The 18,812-nt window shown below is 62.3% G+C and carries 19 protein-coding genes; 12 read left to right on the forward strand and 7 right to left on the reverse strand.

What is annotated here, in order from left to right:
- Window positions 1-29: 29 nt before the first annotated feature.
- The 11 genes from rplQ (at window position 30) to VWZ85_RS14710 (ending at window position 11,049) form a co-directional block, all read left to right on the forward strand.
- Entirely contained in the window at window positions 30-452 is a 423-nt protein-coding gene (gene rplQ / locus VWZ85_RS14660; RefSeq protein ID WP_340546604.1) for a 50S ribosomal protein L17, read from the forward strand.
- A 194-nt stretch (window positions 453-646) separates the two neighbouring features.
- Window positions 647-2,044 (forward strand): trypsin-like peptidase domain-containing protein, encoded by a 1,398-nt coding sequence (locus VWZ85_RS14665; protein ID WP_416535604.1) that lies wholly within the window; start codon window positions 647-649, stop codon window positions 2,042-2,044.
- Window positions 2,045-2,046: 2 nt separating this feature from the next.
- Complete coding sequence (locus tag VWZ85_RS14670; RefSeq protein WP_416538159.1) at window positions 2,047-3,369, forward strand: replication-associated recombination protein A; 1,323 nt, start codon at window positions 2,047-2,049, stop codon at window positions 3,367-3,369.
- A 135-nt stretch (window positions 3,370-3,504) separates the two neighbouring features.
- A complete protein-coding gene (gene crcB, locus VWZ85_RS14675) occupies window positions 3,505-3,885 on the forward strand; it encodes a fluoride efflux transporter CrcB (RefSeq protein ID WP_416589397.1) in 381 nt (126 codons plus the stop codon).
- Entirely contained in the window at window positions 3,882-4,928 is a 1,047-nt protein-coding gene (locus VWZ85_RS14680; protein WP_416535601.1) for an RluA family pseudouridine synthase, read from the forward strand. Before crcB ends, VWZ85_RS14680 begins: the two co-directional genes overlap by 4 nt.
- Before the next feature lie 12 nt (window positions 4,929-4,940).
- Window positions 4,941-5,609, forward strand: coding sequence for an HAD-IA family hydrolase (locus VWZ85_RS14685; RefSeq protein WP_416544443.1), 669 nt, complete (start codon window positions 4,941-4,943; stop codon window positions 5,607-5,609).
- Between the two features lie 4 nt (window positions 5,610-5,613).
- Window positions 5,614-6,321 (forward strand): ATP12 family chaperone protein, encoded by a 708-nt coding sequence (locus tag VWZ85_RS14690; RefSeq protein ID WP_416538163.1) that lies wholly within the window; start codon window positions 5,614-5,616, stop codon window positions 6,319-6,321.
- Between the two features lie 229 nt (window positions 6,322-6,550).
- A complete protein-coding gene (locus VWZ85_RS14695) occupies window positions 6,551-7,567 on the forward strand; it encodes an amino acid ABC transporter substrate-binding protein (protein WP_340546609.1) in 1,017 nt (338 codons plus the stop codon).
- A 143-nt stretch (window positions 7,568-7,710) separates the two neighbouring features.
- On the forward strand, window positions 7,711-8,943 hold the full coding sequence (locus VWZ85_RS14700; protein ID WP_340546610.1) for an amino acid ABC transporter permease: 1,233 nt from the start codon (window positions 7,711-7,713) through the stop codon (window positions 8,941-8,943).
- Between the two features lie 3 nt (window positions 8,944-8,946).
- Complete coding sequence (locus tag VWZ85_RS14705; protein WP_416535598.1) at window positions 8,947-10,245, forward strand: amino acid ABC transporter permease; 1,299 nt, start codon at window positions 8,947-8,949, stop codon at window positions 10,243-10,245.
- Window positions 10,246-10,257: 12 nt separating this feature from the next.
- Window positions 10,258-11,049 (forward strand): amino acid ABC transporter ATP-binding protein, encoded by a 792-nt coding sequence (locus tag VWZ85_RS14710; protein ID WP_340546612.1) that lies wholly within the window; start codon window positions 10,258-10,260, stop codon window positions 11,047-11,049.
- Between the two features lie 149 nt (window positions 11,050-11,198).
- Here VWZ85_RS14710 and VWZ85_RS14715 read toward each other — a convergent pair whose 3' ends face one another.
- The 4 genes from VWZ85_RS14715 to argB form a co-directional block, all read right to left on the reverse strand.
- Window positions 11,199-11,660, reverse strand: coding sequence for a DUF411 domain-containing protein (locus VWZ85_RS14715; protein ID WP_416589420.1), 462 nt, complete (start codon window positions 11,658-11,660; stop codon window positions 11,199-11,201).
- Between the two features lie 272 nt (window positions 11,661-11,932).
- The gene (locus tag VWZ85_RS14720; RefSeq protein WP_416535596.1) at window positions 11,933-12,430 is read right to left on the reverse strand and encodes a SixA phosphatase family protein; all 498 of its coding nucleotides are present in this window, start codon (window positions 12,428-12,430) and stop codon (window positions 11,933-11,935) included.
- Window positions 12,427-13,218, reverse strand: coding sequence for a ferredoxin (locus VWZ85_RS14725; protein WP_416589398.1), 792 nt, complete (start codon window positions 13,216-13,218; stop codon window positions 12,427-12,429). The genes VWZ85_RS14720 and VWZ85_RS14725 overlap by 4 nt, the downstream gene beginning before the upstream one ends.
- Window positions 13,219-13,342: 124 nt before the next feature.
- Window positions 13,343-14,203 (reverse strand): acetylglutamate kinase, encoded by an 861-nt coding sequence (gene argB, locus VWZ85_RS14730; RefSeq protein ID WP_416535594.1) that lies wholly within the window; start codon window positions 14,201-14,203, stop codon window positions 13,343-13,345.
- 229 nt (window positions 14,204-14,432) lie between these two features.
- Between argB and VWZ85_RS14735 the strand changes: the two genes are divergently transcribed.
- Window positions 14,433-15,161 carry an SDR family NAD(P)-dependent oxidoreductase gene (locus tag VWZ85_RS14735; RefSeq protein ID WP_416589399.1) on the forward strand — a complete coding sequence of 243 codons (729 nt, stop codon included), beginning with the start codon at window positions 14,433-14,435 and terminating at the stop codon, window positions 15,159-15,161.
- Window positions 15,162-15,255: 94 nt separating this feature from the next.
- Here VWZ85_RS14735 and yihA read toward each other — a convergent pair whose 3' ends face one another.
- Genes yihA through yidC form a run of 3 tightly spaced genes read right to left on the reverse strand, consistent with a single transcriptional unit; the run spans window position 15,256 to window position 18,472 of the window.
- A complete protein-coding gene (gene yihA / locus VWZ85_RS14740; protein ID WP_340546618.1) occupies window positions 15,256-15,906 on the reverse strand; it encodes a ribosome biogenesis GTP-binding protein YihA/YsxC in 651 nt (216 codons plus the stop codon).
- Window positions 15,906-16,658 (reverse strand): MOSC domain-containing protein, encoded by a 753-nt coding sequence (locus tag VWZ85_RS14745; RefSeq protein WP_416538168.1) that lies wholly within the window; start codon window positions 16,656-16,658, stop codon window positions 15,906-15,908. The genes yihA and VWZ85_RS14745 overlap by 1 nt, the downstream gene beginning before the upstream one ends.
- The gene (gene yidC, locus VWZ85_RS14750) at window positions 16,655-18,472 is read right to left on the reverse strand and encodes a membrane protein insertase YidC (protein ID WP_340546620.1); all 1,818 of its coding nucleotides are present in this window, start codon (window positions 18,470-18,472) and stop codon (window positions 16,655-16,657) included. Before yidC ends, VWZ85_RS14745 begins: the two co-directional genes overlap by 4 nt.
- Window positions 18,473-18,812: the final 340 nt, after the last annotated feature.

An 18,812-nucleotide genomic window follows, 5' to 3' on the forward strand; every position in this document is an offset into this window, starting at 1 on the left:
AGCAAAACGCGAAGTAAAGGATTGAAAAAATGCGTCACGCACGTGGTTACCGCCGCCTGAACCGTACTCATGAGCACCGTAAGGCCCTGTTCTCCAACATGGCCGGCTCGCTGATCGAGCACGAGCAGATCAAGACAACCCTTCCCAAAGCAAAAGAACTGCGCCCGATCATCGAAAAGATGATCACCCTGGCAAAGCGCGGCGACCTGCACGCCCGCCGTCAGGCCGCGTCCAAGCTGAAGGAAGACAAGGACGTTGCAAAACTGTTCGACGTTCTGGGTCCGCGCTACAAAGACCGTCAGGGCGGCTATGTCCGTATCCTGAAAGCCGGTTTCCGCTATGGCGACATGGCACCGATGGCGATCATCGAATTCGTTGATCGTGATCGCGATGCCAAAGGCGCCGCCGACAAGGCACGCCTGGCCGAAGCAGAAGCTGCTGCTGACGAATAAGAACTCCCGGTTTCCACCGGACCTGACCCCCGCTCTGGCAACAGGGCGGGGGTTTTTCGTTCTGCGCCCCCGTTTCGCGGGAGGCCCCCGGTTGGGGATAGGGGCCAAAGTCGCGGATTTTCCCCGGTGAATCCTACCTTGTAAAAGACGGCAGCGGTCCGCATATCCTGTTCACAAGAACAATCGGAGTCGTCATGTTTCGTGCCATCCTGACCGCAGCGGGCCTGTTTCTGGCCACTCAGATCCCCTCCACACAGGCCTTTGCCGAAACCCGCGTGCCCCAGTCGCAGGCAGAAATCTCGCTTGGTTTTGCGCCTCTGGTGAAACAGGCGGCGCCTGCGGTGGTGAACATCTATGCCAAGATCGTGCAGGAACAGCGCCGCACGCCTTTTATGAACGATCCCTTCTTCGACGATTTCTTTCGCGGCCTGTCAAAGCCGCAGCCACGGGTGCAGAACTCGCTTGGCTCCGGGGTGATCCTGTCGGCTGATGGCATCGTGGTGTCGAACTACCATGTGGTTGGTATGGCGACGGATATCCGGGTGGTGACCACCGACCGGCGCGAATATGCCGCTCAGGTGGTGCTGGCGGATGAGGCCAGCGATCTGGCCATTCTCCAGCTACAGGACGCCAAGGACCTCCCCTTTCTGGAGCTGCGTGACAGTGACCGGGTAGAGGTGGGCGAACTGGCACTGGCGATCGGCAACCCCTTTGGGGTGGGCCAGACCGTCAGCAGCGGCATCGTCTCCGGGCTGGCGCGCTCCGGCGCGGCGACGGGCGAGGGGATCGGCTATTTCATTCAGACCGACGCGCCGATTAACCCCGGTAACTCTGGCGGGGCGCTGATTGATGTGAATGGCAATCTGATTGGCATCAACACCCGCATCGTCACCCGCTCCGGCGGCTCCAACGGGATCGGTTTTGCGATCCCGGCCAATCTGGTGCGGGCCTTCATGCGGCAGGCCCATGATGGTGCCGAGGAATTCCAGCGCCCCTGGGCAGGCATGATGGGCCAGCCGGTCGATGCCGATCTGGCGGCGTCGCTTGGGATGGAGCTGCCAGAAGGCATGGTGATCTCGGAACTGCATCCCGCCAGCCCCTTTGCCAAGGCCGGGTTCGAGGTGGGGGATGTGGTGCTCGACGTGGCGGGGGAGGCGGTGAATTCGCCCTCCGAAATGGTCTTCCGCATGTCGGTGGCCGGTCTGGGCGACAGCGCCGAGGTGACCCGGCTGCGCGGCACCGAGCGCAGCACGGTGATGGTCGAGATGATGCTGGCCCCCGATGATCCGCCCGCCGATCCGCTTACCCTGCCCGAAGGGACGCCGCTGCCGGGGCTGACCCTTGCGCGGATCAACCCGCAGTCGATTGTTCGTTTGCAGCTGCCGATGACCGCCACAGGTGTGGTGATCACCGATCCCGGCGCCTATGGCGGCCGTGTCGGTCTGCGCGCCGGTGACATTATCCTTGGCATCAACAATGAGGCCATCGAGACCCCCTCCGATGTCTCTGCCGTGCTGGCGGCGATTGGCCGCTGGATGAAGATTGATCTGAACCGTCAGGGCCAGCGCGTGTCGCTGCGTTACCGGCTCTGATCATGGCTGATCTCTTTGACAGCGGTGATGCCGCGCCCCGGCCAGATCCGACCGCCGAGCTGAACCGCCCGCTGGCGGATCGGCTGCGGCCGAAGACGCTGGCAGAAGTGATCGGCCAGACGCAGGTTCTGGGCGAGGACGCCCCTCTGGGGGTGATGCTGGCATCGGGCTCGCTGTCATCGCTGATCTTCTGGGGACCACCGGGCGTGGGCAAGACCACCATCGCCCGGCTGCTGGCCCGTGAAACCGATCTCCATTTCGTGCAGATCTCGGCCATTTTCACCGGCGTGCCGGATCTGAAGAAGGTGTTCGAAGCCGCAAGGATCCGCCGTCAGAACGGGCAGGGGACATTGCTGTTCGTGGATGAGATCCACCGGTTCAACAAGGCGCAGCAGGACGGCTTCCTGCCGCATATGGAGGATGGCACCATCCTGCTGGTGGGGGCGACCACTGAAAACCCGTCGTTTGAACTGAACGCCGCTGTGCTGAGCCGGGCGCAGGTGCTGGTGCTGGAACGCCTGTCTCTGGTCGATCTGGAGCGGCTGACCCAACGCGCCGAGCAGGAGCTTGGCCGCGCCCTGCCGCTGACGCCCGATGCCCGCGACGCGCTTCAGGGGATGGCCGATGGCGACGGGCGGGCGCTGCTGAACCTCATCGAACAGATCGCCGCGTGGACCGTGGACAGCCCGCTGGGCCGCGAGGCGCTGGCCACCCGGCTGATGCGGCGGGCGGCGAAATACGACAAATCCGGCGATGAGCATTACAACCTGATTTCTGCCCTGCATAAATCCGTGCGCGGCTCCGACCCGGATGCAGCCCTCTACTGGTTTGCCCGGATGCTGGAGGGTGGCGAGGATCCGCGCTATCTGGCGCGTCGGCTCACCCGCATGGCGGTGGAGGATATCGCGCTGGCCGATCCGCAGGCGCAGGGCATCTGCATCGAGGCCTGGGAGACCTATGAGCGCCTTGGCAGCCCCGAGGGCGAGCTGGCGCTGGCCCAGGCGGTGATCTACCTGGCCCTCGCCCCCAAGACCAACGCGGGCTACATGGCCTATAAGGCGGCGCGACGGCTCGCGAAACAGACCGGCAGCGCGCCGCCGCCCAAACATATCCTGAACGCGCCGACCAAGCTGATGAAATCGCAAGGCTACGGTGAGGGCTATGATTACGATCACAACGCCGCCGACGGGTTTTCAGGGCAGAACTATTTTCCCGACGACGTGCCGCGCCCGGTGCTTTATCAGCCGGTCGAGCGGGGCTTTGAGCGCGAGTTGAAGCGCCGGACCGAGTATTTTGCCAATCTGCGCGCCAAGCGGAACAGCTGATCCGGCTTTGCGGGGCAAAGCCGGGCCTGCGGCGCGAGTATTTCTGGAAAGATGACGGGCCTGCGCCGTGGCTGCAATGCTGCCATGCAGCGCGCAAAACTTGACATCACCGCGCCAGCCGGCGACAGACCGCAGATGGTTTTTTCGGTTCTATATGTGGCTCTGGGCGGCGCGATCGGCGCGGCCTGCCGCTATCTGGCCGGTTTGGGGATCCACCGCCTGTTCGGGGTGGGGGAGTTTCCGGTGGCGATCCTTGCGGTGAATGTGATCGGCTCCTTTGTTATGGGGCTGTTTGTGGTTGCTGCCGCCCATAAGGGGCTGACCCATCTCAGCCCGTTTGTGATGACCGGCCTGCTGGGCGGCTTCACGACGTTTTCGGCCTTCTCGCTTGAGACGGCCACCCTGATCGAGCGCGGCGCCCTGGGGCAGGCTGCGCTATATGTGCTGTTGTCCGTTGGCCTGTCGGTCGGCGGGCTGTTTTTGGGCCTGATGGCCGCCAGAGGAGTGTTCGCATGAGCGGCGTACAGATGATTACCGTCACTGAAGACGACGCAGGCCAGCGCATCGACCGCTGGTTGCGCCGCCTGTTTCCCCATGTGAGCCAGGGCCGCATCGAGAAGATGTGCCGCAAGGGCGAGCTGCGTCTGGATGGGGGCCGGGTCAAGGCCAGTTCCCGCGTCGAGGCCGGTCAGGTGGTGCGGGTGCCGCCGCTTGGCGCCAGCGATCTGAAACCGGCAGAGGCGCCGAGCTACCGGATTTCCGAGGCCGACGCCAAGATGATCCGGGGCTGCGTGATCTACAAGGATGATGCCGTCATCGTGCTGAACAAACCCGCGGGTCTGGCAGTGCAGGGCGGCAGCGGCACCACCAAACATGTCGACGGGCTGAGTGCCGCCTTGCAGTTCGACGCCGAGGAGAAGCCGCGTCTGGTGCACCGGCTGGACAAGGATACCTCCGGTGTTCTGGTGCTGGCGCGCACCCGTCTGGCGGCGCAGTCGCTGACGGCGGCGTTCCGGCATCGTGCCACGCGCAAGATCTACTGGGCGCTGGTGGCGGGCGTGCCGACTCCCTATCTGGGCGAGATCAAATGCGGGCTGGTCAAGGCGCCGGGCCATGGCAAAAGCGGCGAAGGCGAGAAGATGATCGCCATCCATTCCAACGAGGTGGACAGCACACCCGGCGCCAAACGCTCGCATACCCAGTATGCCACGCTCTACCGGGTTGCCAGCCGGGCGGCCTGGGTGGCGATGGAGCCGATCACCGGTCGCACCCATCAGCTGCGCGCGCATATGGCCGAGATCGGTCATCCGATTGCGGGCGACGGCAAATACGGCGGCTCGGGGCAGGAGAACCTTGGCGATGGCTGGGGCGCGCAGCTGGGCGGCATCATCTCCAAGAAGCTGCATCTGCACTGCCGCCGTATGGCGTTTGAGCATCCGGTGACGCGCAAGACGCTGTCGATCACCGCGCCCTTGCCCGATCATATGAAGGACAGCTGGGACACCTTTGGCTGGTCCGAAGATCTGGCGGCAGAAGATCCGTTCGAGAGCCTGCAATAAGGGCGCGCGTGGATGAGCCGTGACCTGCGCCTGATCCTCTTTGATGTGGATGGTACGCTGGCCGACAGCCAGGGTGCCATCACCTCGGCAATGGCGGCGGCGTTTGCCGGGGTCGGGCTGGCCTTGCCCAGCCGGCAGGACATCCTGTCGATTGTTGGATTGTCCCTGCCGCAGGCGATGGCCGAGCTGGCGCCGGGGCAGAGCGCTGCCGTCCAGGCCGGCTTGGTCGACGGCTATAAATCCGCTTATAAATCGGCCCGTCTGGCGGCGGGCGCGGGGCATTCACCGCTCTATCCCGGGGCGGCGGAGGTGCTGGCGGAGCTGAACGCCGTGCCCGAATACCTGCTGGGGGTGGCCACTGGAAAATCACAGCGCGGGCTGGATGCGCTGATCGCGTCCCATGACCTGCGCTGTTTCGTGACCCGGCAATGTGCCGATCACCACCCGTCAAAGCCGCATCCGTCGATGGTGCTGCGGGCGATGGCCGACACCGGCGTGGCACCTGCGCATACGGTGATGATTGGCGATACCAGTTTTGACATCGACATGGGGCGCGCAGCCGGGGTGCATACGATTGCGGTCAACTGGGGCTTTCACCCGGCCGAGCGCCTTGGGGCGGATCATATTATCGACAGTTTCGCCGCGCTGGCGCCGCTGTTGCAGGACATCTGGAAAGACTGACGACATGAGCGAGTGGAAACAGAAACGGTTTTGGAAAGAGGTCGCCGTGGCCGAGGTCGAGAGCGGCTTTGCCATCGAGCTGGACAGCCGCCGCGTGAAGACGCCGGCCAAGGCGCCGCTTATCGTTCCGACCCGTGAGATGGGCGATGCAATTGCCGCGGAATGGGACGCGCAGACCGAATCAGTTGACCCTTTGTCGATGCCTATGACGCGTTCTGCGAATGCTGCAATCGACAAGGTGTCGCATCAACATGGCGAAGTGTCGGATATGCTGGCGGATTACGCAGATTCCGATCTTTTGTGCTATCGCGCCGAAATGCCGGTCGAATTGGTGCAGCGTCAGGCCGAGATCTGGGACCCGGCGCTGGACTGGGCTGCGGAAGCGCTGGCGGCCCGGCTGCAGCCGCGCACCGGCATCCTGCATGTGCCCCAGGACCCTGAGGTGCTGCACCGTCTGCGCGGCTTAGTCCATGAAATGACACCCTTTCAGCTGGCGGCCTTCCATGATCTGGTGGCGATGTCGGGCTCTCTGGTGCTGGGGTTTGCGGCCGCACGGGGCTGGCGGCCGACCGATGAAATCTGGGAAATGTCGCGGTTGGACGAGCTGTGGCAGGAGCAGCAATGGGGCCGGGACGACGAGGCTCAGGCCACCGCAGACCTGAAACGCACAGCGTTTTTGCACGCTAAGCGGTTCTACGATTTTTCCTGTTAGCGCAATATATTACCCAGATCGGGGCGCTGCCGCAAAAATCGTTCGCGACCGCAAAAATGTTCGCTATGCGCCCATCGAATTTCCTGATCCCACCCTTGACGTTTGTTGATGAATGCGCCCACACTCGGTCGCGAAATGGGGTCACCCTTGTTTCACCACCTATCTCCGGCATGGCTGGTGCCGGGCAAAAAGAGCCGCCAAATAGGCGGACAATCAGGAAGAGGTAAACATGAAGAATAAGGTAATTTTGGGTGCGCTGACTGTTGCTGGTCTGGCCGCCGGTGCCGCTGCGGCGGGCACGCTGGACGACGTCAAGGCCCGCGGCAAGCTGAACTGCGGTGTGACCACCGGTCTGGTCGGTTTTGCGGCGCCCAATGCCAACGGCGAATGGGAAGGTTTTGACGTTGCTGTCTGCCGCGCGGTTGCTGCGGCTGTTCTGGGCGACTCGACCGCCGTTGAATTCGTGCCGACCACCGGCAAAACCCGCTTCACCGCTCTGGCCTCCGGCGAGATCGACATGCTGGCCCGTAACACCACCTGGACCTTCAGCCGCGACGTCGACCTGAAGTTCGAATTCGTTGGTGTGAACTACTACGACGGTCAGGGCTTCATGGTTCCCAAGGAACTGGGCGTGTCCTCCGCGAAGGAACTGGACGGCGCGACCGTCTGCATCCAGACCGGTACCACCACCGAGCTGAACCTGGCGGATTTCTTCCGTTCCAACAACATCAGCTATGAGCCGGTTCCGATCGAAACCAACGCCGAAGCGCAGCAGCAGTATCTGGCTGGTGCCTGTGACGTTTACACTACCGACGCCTCCGGTCTGGCTGCAACCCGCGCGACCTTCGATGATCCTTCGGCACATGTTCTGCTGCCCGAAATCATCTCCAAAGAGCCGCTCGGCCCGCTGGTTCGCCACGGCGACCACGAGTGGGGCGATGTTGTTCGCTGGAGCCTGATGGCGCTGATCGCAGCTGAAGAGCTGGGCGTGACCTCCGCCAACATCGGCGAAATGGCCGCTGGCACCGAGAACCCGGAAATCAACCGTCTGCTGGGCGCCGAAGGCACCCTGGGCGAGATGCTGGGCCTGTCTGCTGACTGGGCGAAGAACGCAATTGCCGCTGGTGGCAACTACGGCGAAGTCTTTGCAAAGAACATCGGCGAAGACACTCCGATTGGTCTGGCACGTGGTCTGAACGCACAGTGGACCGAAGGTGGCCTGCTCTACGCACCGCCTTTCCGCTAAGATCTACTGAGGAAAGGGCGCAGGACCAACCTGCGCCCTTTTACCTCCCGACCTATCCTAACAAAAACGCTTAAGGTCTGGACGCGAGCAGGGACCCAACCCCGCCGAACAGTCGACCTATAAGCCACGGGGATCACACATTCATGTCAACTCTCACTGACCCTCCAAAGGCACAGTTTCAGCTGTCCATGTTGGTCAACGATACCCGCTATCGTTCGTTGACCTTCCAGGCGATTGCTGCGCTGGTTCTGGCCTTGGCCATCTGGTATCTGGGGAACAACCTTATTCAGAACCTGCGCGCCGCGGGTCTGAATATTTCATACGGGTTCCTCGGGGATCCATCCGGTTACGACATCAACCAGCGTCTGATCGAATACGACAGCCAGTCCAGCCATGCACGTGCTGCTGTGGTCGGCATTTTGAACACGCTGCTGGTGGCCTTTCTCTCCTGTATCACGGCCACCGTCTTTGGTGTGATCGCGGGTGTTCTGCGCCTGTCGAACAACTGGCTCGTCTCCAAATTGATGGCCGTTTATGTGGAAATCTTCCGCAATATTCCGGTTCTGATCTGGATCATCATCATTTTCACGATCATGACAGCCGTGATGCCCGGCCCGCGGGAATTCCGCGGTGACGACGCCACGTCGAGCATGGTGTTTGACCTCTTTGCCTTCACCAACCGCGGTGTCTACATCCCGATGCCCTGGTTCGAGAGCGGTCTGTTTGCCTCCACCACGATGAACTGGCTGGTGGTTCTGGCGGCACTGGCGCTGTCCTTCTTCGTGATGCGCAAGGTCGAGACCAACGCGACCAAGACGCAGGAAGAAACAGGCGTGCGCCCCAATACCACATGGATTGGCCTGGGCGTCTGGCTGGTGCCGGTGCTCCTGGTGCTGTTCCTGATGGGTCTGTCCTGGGAAGTACCGGAGCTGAAAGGCTTCAACTTCACCGGCGGTATCAAAATCGGTGGTCCGCTGATCGCGCTGTGGTTCGCTCTGTCGATCTACACCGGTGCTTTCATCGCGGAAAACGTGCGTGCGGGTATTCAGGCGATCAACAAGGGTCAGACCGAAGCCGCAGCGGCACTGGGTCTGCGTCCCGGCCGGATCATGAATCTGGTGGTGCTGCCGCAGGCGCTGCGCGTCATCATTCCACCGCTGATCTCCAACTTTCTCAACATCACCAAGAACTCCTCGCTGGCGATTGCCGTTGGTTACGCCGATATCACCGCGACCCTGGGCGGCATCACGCTGAACCAGACCGGCCGTGCAATCGAATGTGTTCTGCTGCTGATGCTGTTCTATCTCACCGCATCGCTGCTGATTTCGATGGTGATGAACGTCTACAACGCATCTGTGAAACTGAAGGAGCGCTGAGACATGAGCGATACACACTCTCAAACTATCGCCTTTGTCCGCGATACGGAAATCCCGCCGGCCCCGCCGCCGGCGCGTGAAACCGGTGCCTATAAATGGATGCGAGAGAACCTGTTCTCCAGCATTCCCAATTCGATCCTGACGCTGGCGGCGCTGGTGCTGATCTATCTGCTGCTGAGCACCACGGTTCCGTGGCTGCTGAACGGTGTATGGACCACCAACTCGCTTGCCGAATGTCGCGAGGTTCTGGATGGCAAGGTTGGTGCCTGTTTCTCGGTCCTGACCGAGCGCTGGAACCAGCTGCTCTATGGGTTCAAATATCCGGCCAGTGAATACTGGCGCCCGAATCTGGCCCTTGTGCTGCTGTTGATTGCGCTGGCACCGGTTCTGTTCTTTGACCTGCCGCGCAAGCTCTTGGCCTTCACCGCGATCTACCCGTTCCTGGCCTTCTGGCTGATCTGGGGTGGTTCCATTCTGGTACCGATCGTTGCCTTGCTTGGCTTTGTTGCCGCCGGGTTCGTGTTCCAGAAATACGGCAAGGGCAGCTTTGCTCTGGGGTTCTTCGGCGCGATTGTTGCAGCGGTCGTGGTCTGGAATGTCGGTGGCTATCTGATCCCGGAAGGGGCGTCTGACACCGCGATGCTGTCAGCTGTGCCTTCGCGCGATCTGGGTGGCTTCATGCTGAACATGATGCTGGGTGTGACCTGCGTGTCGCTGTCCGTGCCGCTCGGTATCGCGCTGGCACTGGGCCGTCAGTCCAACATGCCGCTGATCAAGTGGATCTGCGTCGTCTTCATCGAATTCGTGCGTGGCGTGCCGCTGATCACCCTTCTGTTCGTGGCATCGGTGATGCTGTCCTACTTCTTCCCGCCAGATGCCACCGTGGACCTGTTCCTGCGCGTGGTTATCATGATCACCCTGTTCTCCGCGGCCTATATCGCCGAAGTGATCCGGGGCGGTCTGGCCGCGCTGCCCAAGGGGCAGTATGAAGCAGCAGACAGTCTGGGTCTGGACTACCCGCAGGCCATGCGTCTGATCATCCTGCCGCAGGCACTGAAGATCTCGATCCCCGGTATCGTGAACGTGGCCGTTGGCCTGTTCAAGGATACCACACTGGTGTCGGTCATCTCGATGTTCGACCTGGTGGGCATGATCCGGGGCCCAATCCTCGCCTCCACCGAGTGGAACGGCGTCTATTGGGAACTCCTCGGCTTTGCCGCCTTCCTGTTCTTCATCGTCTGCTACGGCATCTCTCAGTACTCACAGTGGCTCGAGCGTCGTCTCGCCACCGATCACCGTTAAGGAGTTCAACATATGTCTGAACTTATGTCTGACCGCGCAATCGACCGCTCGAAAATGCAAGTGAGCGACGAGGTTGCCATTGAAATCAACAATATGAACAAGTGGTACGGCTCGTTCCACGTGCTGCGCGACATCAATCTGACCGTCAATCAGGGCGAGCGGATTGTTATCGCAGGCCCCTCGGGGTCCGGCAAATCCACCCTGATCCGCTGCCTCAATGCGCTGGAAGAGCACCAGCAGGGCAAGATCGTGGTGGATGGCACCGAACTGTCGAATGATCTCAAGAACATCGACAAGATCCGGTCCGAGGTTGGCATGGTGTTCCAGCACTTCAACCTGTTCCCGCATCTGACCATTCTGGAAAACTGCACCCTGGCGCCGATCTGGGTCCGCAAGACCCCCAAGAAGGAAGCCGAAGAACGGGCGATGCACTTCCTTGAGAAGGTGAAGATCCCCGAGCAGGCCAATAAATATCCGGGCATGCTCTCCGGTGGTCAGCAGCAGCGTGTGGCGATTGCGCGCAGCCTCTGCATGATGCCGCGCATCATGCTGTTCGATGAACCGACATCGGCGCTCGATCCGGAGATGATCAAGGAGGTCTTGGACACCATGATCGAACTGGCCGAGGAAGGTATGACCATGCTCTGCGTCACCCACGAGATGGGCTTTGCCCGTCAGGTGGCGAACCGTGTGATCTTCATGGATGCGGGTCAGATCGTGGAGCAGAACGAGCCGGAAGAGTTCTTCAACAACCCGCAGAGTGAGCGGACAAAGCTGTTCCTGAGCCAGATTCTCGGCCACTGAGCGCCGCACTAGTGTAAGACGGCCAAGGCCGGGCAGATCTGCCCGGCCTTGGTCATTCTGGGTCGATGCAGGGGGCGCTGCCCCCTGACCCCCGGAGTATTTATCGGAAAGATGACAGGGGCAGAGATGCCAGGGTGCTGTGCCGCGCGTCAGCCGTGCTGGGCAAAGGCCTCGGTGCTGCCGTCTGCCCGGATCAGGAGCGTGGAGAAAGGCTCTTTGCTGTCGCCCATTTCCATCCCCGGTGAGCCAATTGGCATGCCCGGAACCGTGAGGCCCAGGGCATCAGGCCGCTCTGTCAGCAGGCGTTTGATATCGCTGGCGGGGACATGGCCTTCGATCACATAGGGGCCGAGGGTGGCGGTGTGGCAGGAGGCAAGATCATCTGAGATGCCAAGCCGGGATTTCATCTCCCAGAGCTGATCGTCAGGGATATTGCGGACCTCGGTCTTCAGGCTGGCGGCGGTGAGATGCTCCACCCATCCGGTGCAGCAGCCGCAGCTGGGGGATTTCATCACCTTAATCACCGGGTCGTTGGTGGCCGTTGCAGCCACCAGCGGTGTGGTGGCCAGCGGCAGGGTTGCAGCGGCGAGGAGGAAGGCGCGGCGGTTCATCTCAAAGGCTCCATTGCTGAGAATGCGGATCTTGGGATCATAGCGGATCTGCGGATGTTCGGCGGCATGGCTTCCCGCGTGGGAGCGACAGCATGTCACAGGATCATATCGCAGCCGCTTTTGTTGTCCTGTCACCTGCGGAGCGACCGCGCCGCGCCAGCGGCGCCATGCCCAACGGGAGCGGTTGCATATTCATGCGACCGCGGCGGGCGGGAGCGCTTATGGTCTCCCCTGGTTGACGGGCCGCAGCAAGGCGCGCAGGCTCGCCCCTGTCACGCACCAAGCAATTCGCGGGGGACGGTGAATTCCGCCACCTTGCCGCTGCTCCACGTGAGATCGGCCCAGCTGTCGATATCAAAGCTTGCGATCAGTGTCGCGCCGGTTGGGAAATCGTCGAACCGTGAATGATCCGGTGGGTGGCGGACGATGGAATGGGCAAAGGCGGCAAGGCCGGGATTATGGCCCAGTATCAGCACCCGCTTGTGTTCGGCCTCGCGCAGCACCTGAAACAGGATGTCGGCGCTGGCGTGATAGAGCCGTTCGATGAACACCGCAGGGGCACCCAGTTCCATCAGCTCGCAGGTTTCACGGGTCCGCTGGGCGGAGGAGGAGATCACCTGATCCGGGATCATTCCGAGCTCGCGCAGCCAGGTGCCAACCGCCGCGGCGGAATGGCGGCCGCGGGTGTTCAGCGGGCGGGCGTGGTCACTGGGGGAGGAGGTGTCCCAGGCGGATTTGGCGTGGCGGGTCAGGATCAGCGTGCAGGTCATTTTATGTGAAAATACCTCATATGATGGGCGGATTGCGCCGGGATACGGTCAGCGCCTGTGCTCAGCGGGCAGGCGCGGCGGGCAAGGCAGCCGGTGGAGAGGCAGGGGGTTCCCTCGGTGCTCTCCAGGTGCCTGTGGCAGGCTGCCAGATCATAGGGGCCGCCCTCTTTCAACGCCGTGACGGGGCAGCGGTTCAGGCAGGGGCGATCCTCACAGCCAAGGCAGGGGGCCAGGGCCAGCGGGGCGGGCGGAAGATCAAAGTGGTGCGCGAAATAGAGGGCGCCGCGAAAGGAAATCATCATGCCATAGCGATCATGCACCAGCATTTGCGACGGCGATGTGAAACTGCGGCCCGAGGCCAGCGCCCAGTCCACGAAGGGCGCATAGGGGGGGCCGGTGAAGGGGTAGGCCGGGATTGCGCCCCAGCTTTGCGCCAGATCACCGATGACCCGGCTGGACCAGCGGTCGACCGGGTCTGCCCTGCCATCGTGATATTCCGGGCTGGTGACAAACCCCGGCCAGAAGGAGGGGGAGGTGCCCAGCAGGATCAGCGTTCCCTGTGGGCCGCTGTCGGTTTCGCTGCCTGTTGCGATGTCCGGTGCCGCCGCTTCGATAAAGCCCCGAAGCTGTCCGGCTGTTGGGTGAAACCCGCCATAGATATCCAGCCCAAGTGCCGCAACAGACCGTTGCAGCCTGTCATAGGTCGGTGGGGTTTCGACAGGGGGGGAGACAGGCACCGATGCAGAGCGGTCTACAAGGTCGCTGTCCGGGTTTAGGGGGCGGATCATAGGGACAGTCTAGCGCAGGTTGGCGCGTTTCCCTATGGGGATTTCGCAGCCGTAAACCCGTCGCAAAGCGAGACAGCTGGCCCGCGACGGGTGAGATCCGGCCGGTTGGCTGATGTCTGCCGCCTCAGGGACGGATCATCGAACCGGCGCCGTGATCGGTGAAGAGTTCCAGCAGCACGGCATTGGGTACCCGGCCATCAACGATGGTACAGGCCCGCACACCGCTGCGAACGGCGGAGAGCGCGGTTTCCGTCTTCGGGATCATGCCGCCGAGGATCACGCCGTCGCGGGTCATCGCTTCGACATCGGCGGCCTTCAGCTCGGTCACGACATCGCCGTCGCTGTTCTTTACGCCAGACACATCCGTGAGCAGCAGCAGCCGGTCGGCCTTGAGCGATGCGGCGATGGCGCCGGCGGCGGTGTCGCCGTTGATATTGAACGTCTCGCCGTTGGGGCCTGCGCCGATGGGGGCGATCACCGGGATCATATCCTGTTCAAAGAGATGGTTCAGCACGCTTGGATCCATTTCAGACGGGGTGCCGACATAGCCCAGATCCGGGTCGGTCTGGGTGCAGGTGATCAGATTGGCATCCTTGCCGGACAGACCGACAGCAGCGCCGCCCTGGCGGTTGATGGCCTGCACGATACGTTTGTTCACCACGCCGGAGAGCACCATCTCCACCACTTCCATCGTGGCGGCATCGGTGACCCGCTTGCCGTTCACGAAATCGGATTTGATCTGCAGCTTGTCGAGCATGGCATTGATCATCGGGCCGCCGCCATGGACGATCACCGGGTTCACCCCGACCTGACGCATCAGCACGATGTCGCGGGCAAAGGTATCCATGGCCTCGTCGCTGCCCATGGCGTGACCGCCCAGCTTGATCACGACGATGGCGCCGTCATAGCGCTGCAGATAGGGCAGGGCGCTTGAAAGGGTCTCGGCTGTGGCAATCCAATCGCGGTTCATGTCTTGTTTCTTCATCGTTGCAATCCCTGGGACGGGCCGTCCGTCGCAGACGGCGCAGGCGGCTGTGCCATGGGGATTGTGTTACGCGGTTCTGGGCGCGGTGCCAAGCGCCGGCCCTGCATTCGCGGCATTGCAGCTGTCGCAAAGGCTGCTAGGGTCGCCGCGACAGATACCGAAACGGGGCCTGCGGGCTGTGAGGTCAGAGCGGCCTCCGACACGGGCCTGAGGCCAAGGAATGGTAGCCATGCGTAAGAAAACCCTGTTGCTGACCGGTGCAAGCCGCGGCATTGGCCATGCGACGGTGCAGCGGTTCAATGCCGAAGGCTGGCGGGTGATCACCTGTTCGCGCCAGCCGTTTCCGGCGGAATGCCCCTGGGGCGGAGGTGCGGAGAATCACATACAGGTGGACCTGTCCGATCCGACCGACACGATAAACAAGGTGGGTGAAATTCAGGACCTCTTGGGTGGACAGTTGGATGCGCTGGTCAATAATGCGGGCGTGTCCCCCAAGGGTCCGGATGGCGCGCGGCTGAACACGCTGGACACAGATCTGATGACCTGGGGCAAGGTGTTCCACGTGAATTTCTTCTCCTCCGTTGTGCTGGCGCGGGGGTTGAAGGACGAATTGGCGGCGGCCAAGGGCTCGGTTGTCAATGTGACCTCGATCGCGGGCAGCCGGGTGCATCCGTTTGCGGGCGCGGCCTATTCCACCTCGAAGGCGGCGCTGGCGGCGCTGACCCGCGAGATGGCGCATGATTTCGGCCCGCTTGGGGTGCGCGTCAATGCGATTGCGCCGGGCGAGGTGGAGACCGCGATCCTGTCGCCGGGCACCGACAAGATCGTCGAGAAACTGCCGCTGCAACGGCTGGGTCAGCCGGAGGAGGTGGCGGCCGCGATCTATTTCCTTTGTTCGGGCGAAAGCTCCTATATCTCCGGTGCGGAGATTGAAGTGAATGGCGCGCAGCACGTCTGATAGCGGCTCTAATACAGCTATCAGAGACGAAACCGCCCCCGGGATCGGCTGATTGCGGGGGCGGTTCCATGTGGCGGGCTACGCAACAGCTGCGTTATTCCAGACCCGCGATGATCGAGCGCAGCGTGGCGATGCCGTCGCCTTTCTCCGAGGAGGTCAGCACGATCTCCGGGTAGGCTGCCGGGTGTTTGGACAGCGCCTTGCGGACCTGCTCCATGATTGCGGCGCGGTCCTTGTCCTTGACCTTGTCGGCTTTGGTCATCACGCATTGAAAGGTGACCGCAGAGCTGTCGAGCCGGGTCATGATCTCGTCATCGACGGCTTTGATGCCGTGACGGCTGTCGATCAGCACAAAGGCACGGCGCAGGGTCTGGCGACCGGAGAGATATTGTTTCAGCAGGCGCTGCCATTTCTCGACAATCGGCAGCGGCGCATTGGCGTAACCATAGCCCGGAAGGTCGACCAGATAGAGATCGGGGCCTTGGGTGAAGTAGTTGATTTCCTGCGTGCGCCCCGGCGTGTTGGAGGCCCGCGCCAGACCTTTGGTCCCGGTCAGCGCGTTGATCAGGCTGGATTTGCCCACGTTGGAGCGGCCCGCGAAACAGACCTCGATCCGGTCGGCGGGGGGCAGGCCGGACATGGCGACCACACCTTTGACAAATTCCGACTGGCCGGCAAACAGCTTGCGGCCTTTTTCGGTCATGATTTCATCTGGCGATTCGGCCAGGGGGAACGGCATCTGCATCAGAGCACCTTTATACTATCGCCGACGCGGATCGCGCCGTCTTTGATGACCTCTGCATAGACAGCGAAGTCCTGGTGACCCCAGGTGTCGCGCAGCGTCTTGAGCGTATCTGCGTCACGCTCGCCGGTCTCGGGGTTGGTTGTGGTGGCCAGACAGCGCACGGTGCGTTCACGGACGGTCAGCACCGCCTCGCCGATCTGCACGTCGCGCCCGATCCAGGTGTTTTCTTCCCAGGCGGTGCCGGTGTCAAACCAGATGTTGCCGCGCCAGCGCTGCGGCGACAGCCCATGGCCAATGGCGGTTTCCACCGCGCGGTGAGACGCCCAGTTGCACAGGCTGATCGACGGGAAATCGCTGTCGGTCATGCCACGGCCCGGAACCCGCAGAATGCGGGCCGAGGCGGCGCGGTCCTCTGGCATCAGGGGGCGCACCCAGTCCAGAAACCGCGGCAGATCCGCCGCGTCATCGGGGCTGAAGCTGAGGTTGTCCAGCTGCGGGTGGCTCAGGGTGACCTGGCCCGTGGCCTCGTCATAGCGGGCTTCAAGCGCCATCAGCTGCGGTGCCTTGGCGACACGGCTGAAATTGGCGCAGGGCGCCCAGGCGCTGCCGTCAGCCTTGGAGGCCTCATGTGCAACCGCCCAAACGCGATCGCCGGGCAGACACTGCCCGGCGACCAAAGAGGCGCTCTCCAGCGGCTCCCGACCATGTGATTTGATCGGATGCCGCCAGATATGAGTTATGCCTTCGCTCATTTCTTTTCAGCCTTTGGCGTCTTCTTGAAGCCGGATTTGATGTTGCCGAAGACATCCGGCTTGTAGCCGTGGCTGCGCATGATCAAATACTGCTGCGTGAAGGTGATGGTGTTGTTCGCGATCCAGTAGACCACCAGACCGGAGGCAAAGCCGCCCAGCATGAACATGAAGACCCACGGCATCCAGGCAAAGATCATCTGCTGGGTCGGATCGGTGGGTGCCGGGTTCAGTTTCTGCTGCAACCACATCGAGATACCGAGAAGGATCGGCAGAATCCCGATGAAGATCGTCGCCATCAGCGTGCCCTCGACCGGAGCGGCAAACGGCAGCAGGCCAAAGAGGTTCATGATCGAGGTCGGATCCGGCGCGCTCAGATCCTGGAACGGACCAAAGAAGGGCGCGTGACGCAGTTCCAGCGTCACAAAGATCACCTTGTAGAGCGAGAAGAAGATCGGGATCTGGATCAGGATCGGCAGACAGCCGGCAGCCGGGTTGACCTTTTCCTTCTTGTAGAGCGCCATCATCTCCTGCTGGAGTTTCTGACGGTCGTCGCCCGCCTTCTCCTTGATCTCCTCCATCCGCGGCTGCAGCTCTTTCATCTTCGCCATAGAGGCGTAGGATTTATAAGCCAGCGGGAAAACGAGGAGCTTGATCAGCACGGTCAGGCCGATGATCGCCCAGCCCATGTTGCCAATCAACGCGTTCAGCCAGTGCAGAACCGCAAAGATCGGCTTGGTCAGGAAGAAGAACCAGCCCCAGTCGATGCTGTCGAGGAAGCCCTCGATGCCGTCTTTCTGATAGCCGCGAATGGTCGCCCATTCCTTGGCACCGGCAAACAGCATGGTGGTGGCTGCGCTGGTTTCGCCATCGGCGACGGTGACGGTCGGCAGCACGATATCGGTCTGGTAGATGTCGCGGCGCTCATCGAATTTGGCGATGGAGCGGAACGGCTGGCCGGGATCCGGCACCAGGGTCGACATCCAGTAATGATCGGTGAAGCCGATCCAGCCGTTGGTCTCGACCGCGGTCACGGCGGCGCGGGCGCCGGTGCGGGGGTCGATCTCGAAATCGGTCATGTCGTCATAGTCGATTTCGGCCAGGGTGCCGTCGGCCATGCCGATCACGCCTTCATGCAGGATGAAGAAATTCTTCAGGTCCTGCGGCTCACCATGGCGCGCCAGGGTGCCATAGGGCGCCAGCGCCACGGTCGCGCCGGAGGCGTTAGTGACCGACTGGGTGATGGTAAAGAGGTAATCCTCATCCACCGCGATGGTGCGGGTGAAGGTGAGCCCCTTGCCATTATCCCAGCTGAGCGTGACCGGGGTGTCCGGGGTCAGGGTTGCCTCGGTATCGGCCTGCCACAGGGTGTTGGCCCCGGGCACGTCGTCGGGACCCAGCCCGGCACCGGGCGCCCAGCCGTAAAGGGCGTAATAGGCATTGGGATCACCGGCGGGGGACAGCATCTTGACGATGGCGGCACCCTCTTCCAGCGAGACGCGGTAATCCTTGAGAGACAGATCGTCGAGACGCCCGCCTTTCAGGGAAATGCTGCCGGAGACGCGCGGCGTGTCGATGGTGAGACGCGGCGCATCCGCAGCGGCCTCAGCTTCGGCGCTGACATCAGCGCCATCGGTTCCGGCCGCAGGATTGGCCGCAGCAGGCGCGGTCACGACATCGCCTGTGGCGGTTGTCTCCGCGACCACGGCGTCCGGCTGGATCTGCGGCTCTGGTGGGGGGAAAAAGATATACCACCCCAGAATCACCAGGAAGCTAAGCGCGGTTGCGAGAAGAAGGTTCTTGTTCTGATCGTCCATTGGGGACTGCCACCTCGTGTATGGAATGACAGGGTGTGGTTCAACAGAGATGCCCCCCAAAGGTCAAGCGGAATCGCCCCCATCGTGTCCTTGCGACGCGGTTGAAGGGGGATTTCGTCCGATCCCTGGCGCAATTGCCGGATCAGGGCGGCATGTCGCGACCCGTCGGGCGCGGCGCGCGGCCTACGACAGCAGATCCATGTCGCGGTGGATCAACCGGCGGTGCAGGCCGCCCCGGGTGGGAGCGAAGGCGCGGCAAGGCTGCGGGAGGGCGGGACAGGAAACGGGGAGCTGGGAACGGGCGGGGCTGGGAGCGGGCGGGATTGAGACCGGGCGGGAG

The sequence above is a fragment of the Phaeobacter sp. JH20_29 genome, assembly GCF_048056175.1.
Taxonomy (GTDB): domain Bacteria; phylum Pseudomonadota; class Alphaproteobacteria; order Rhodobacterales; family Rhodobacteraceae; genus Phaeobacter; species Phaeobacter bryozoorum.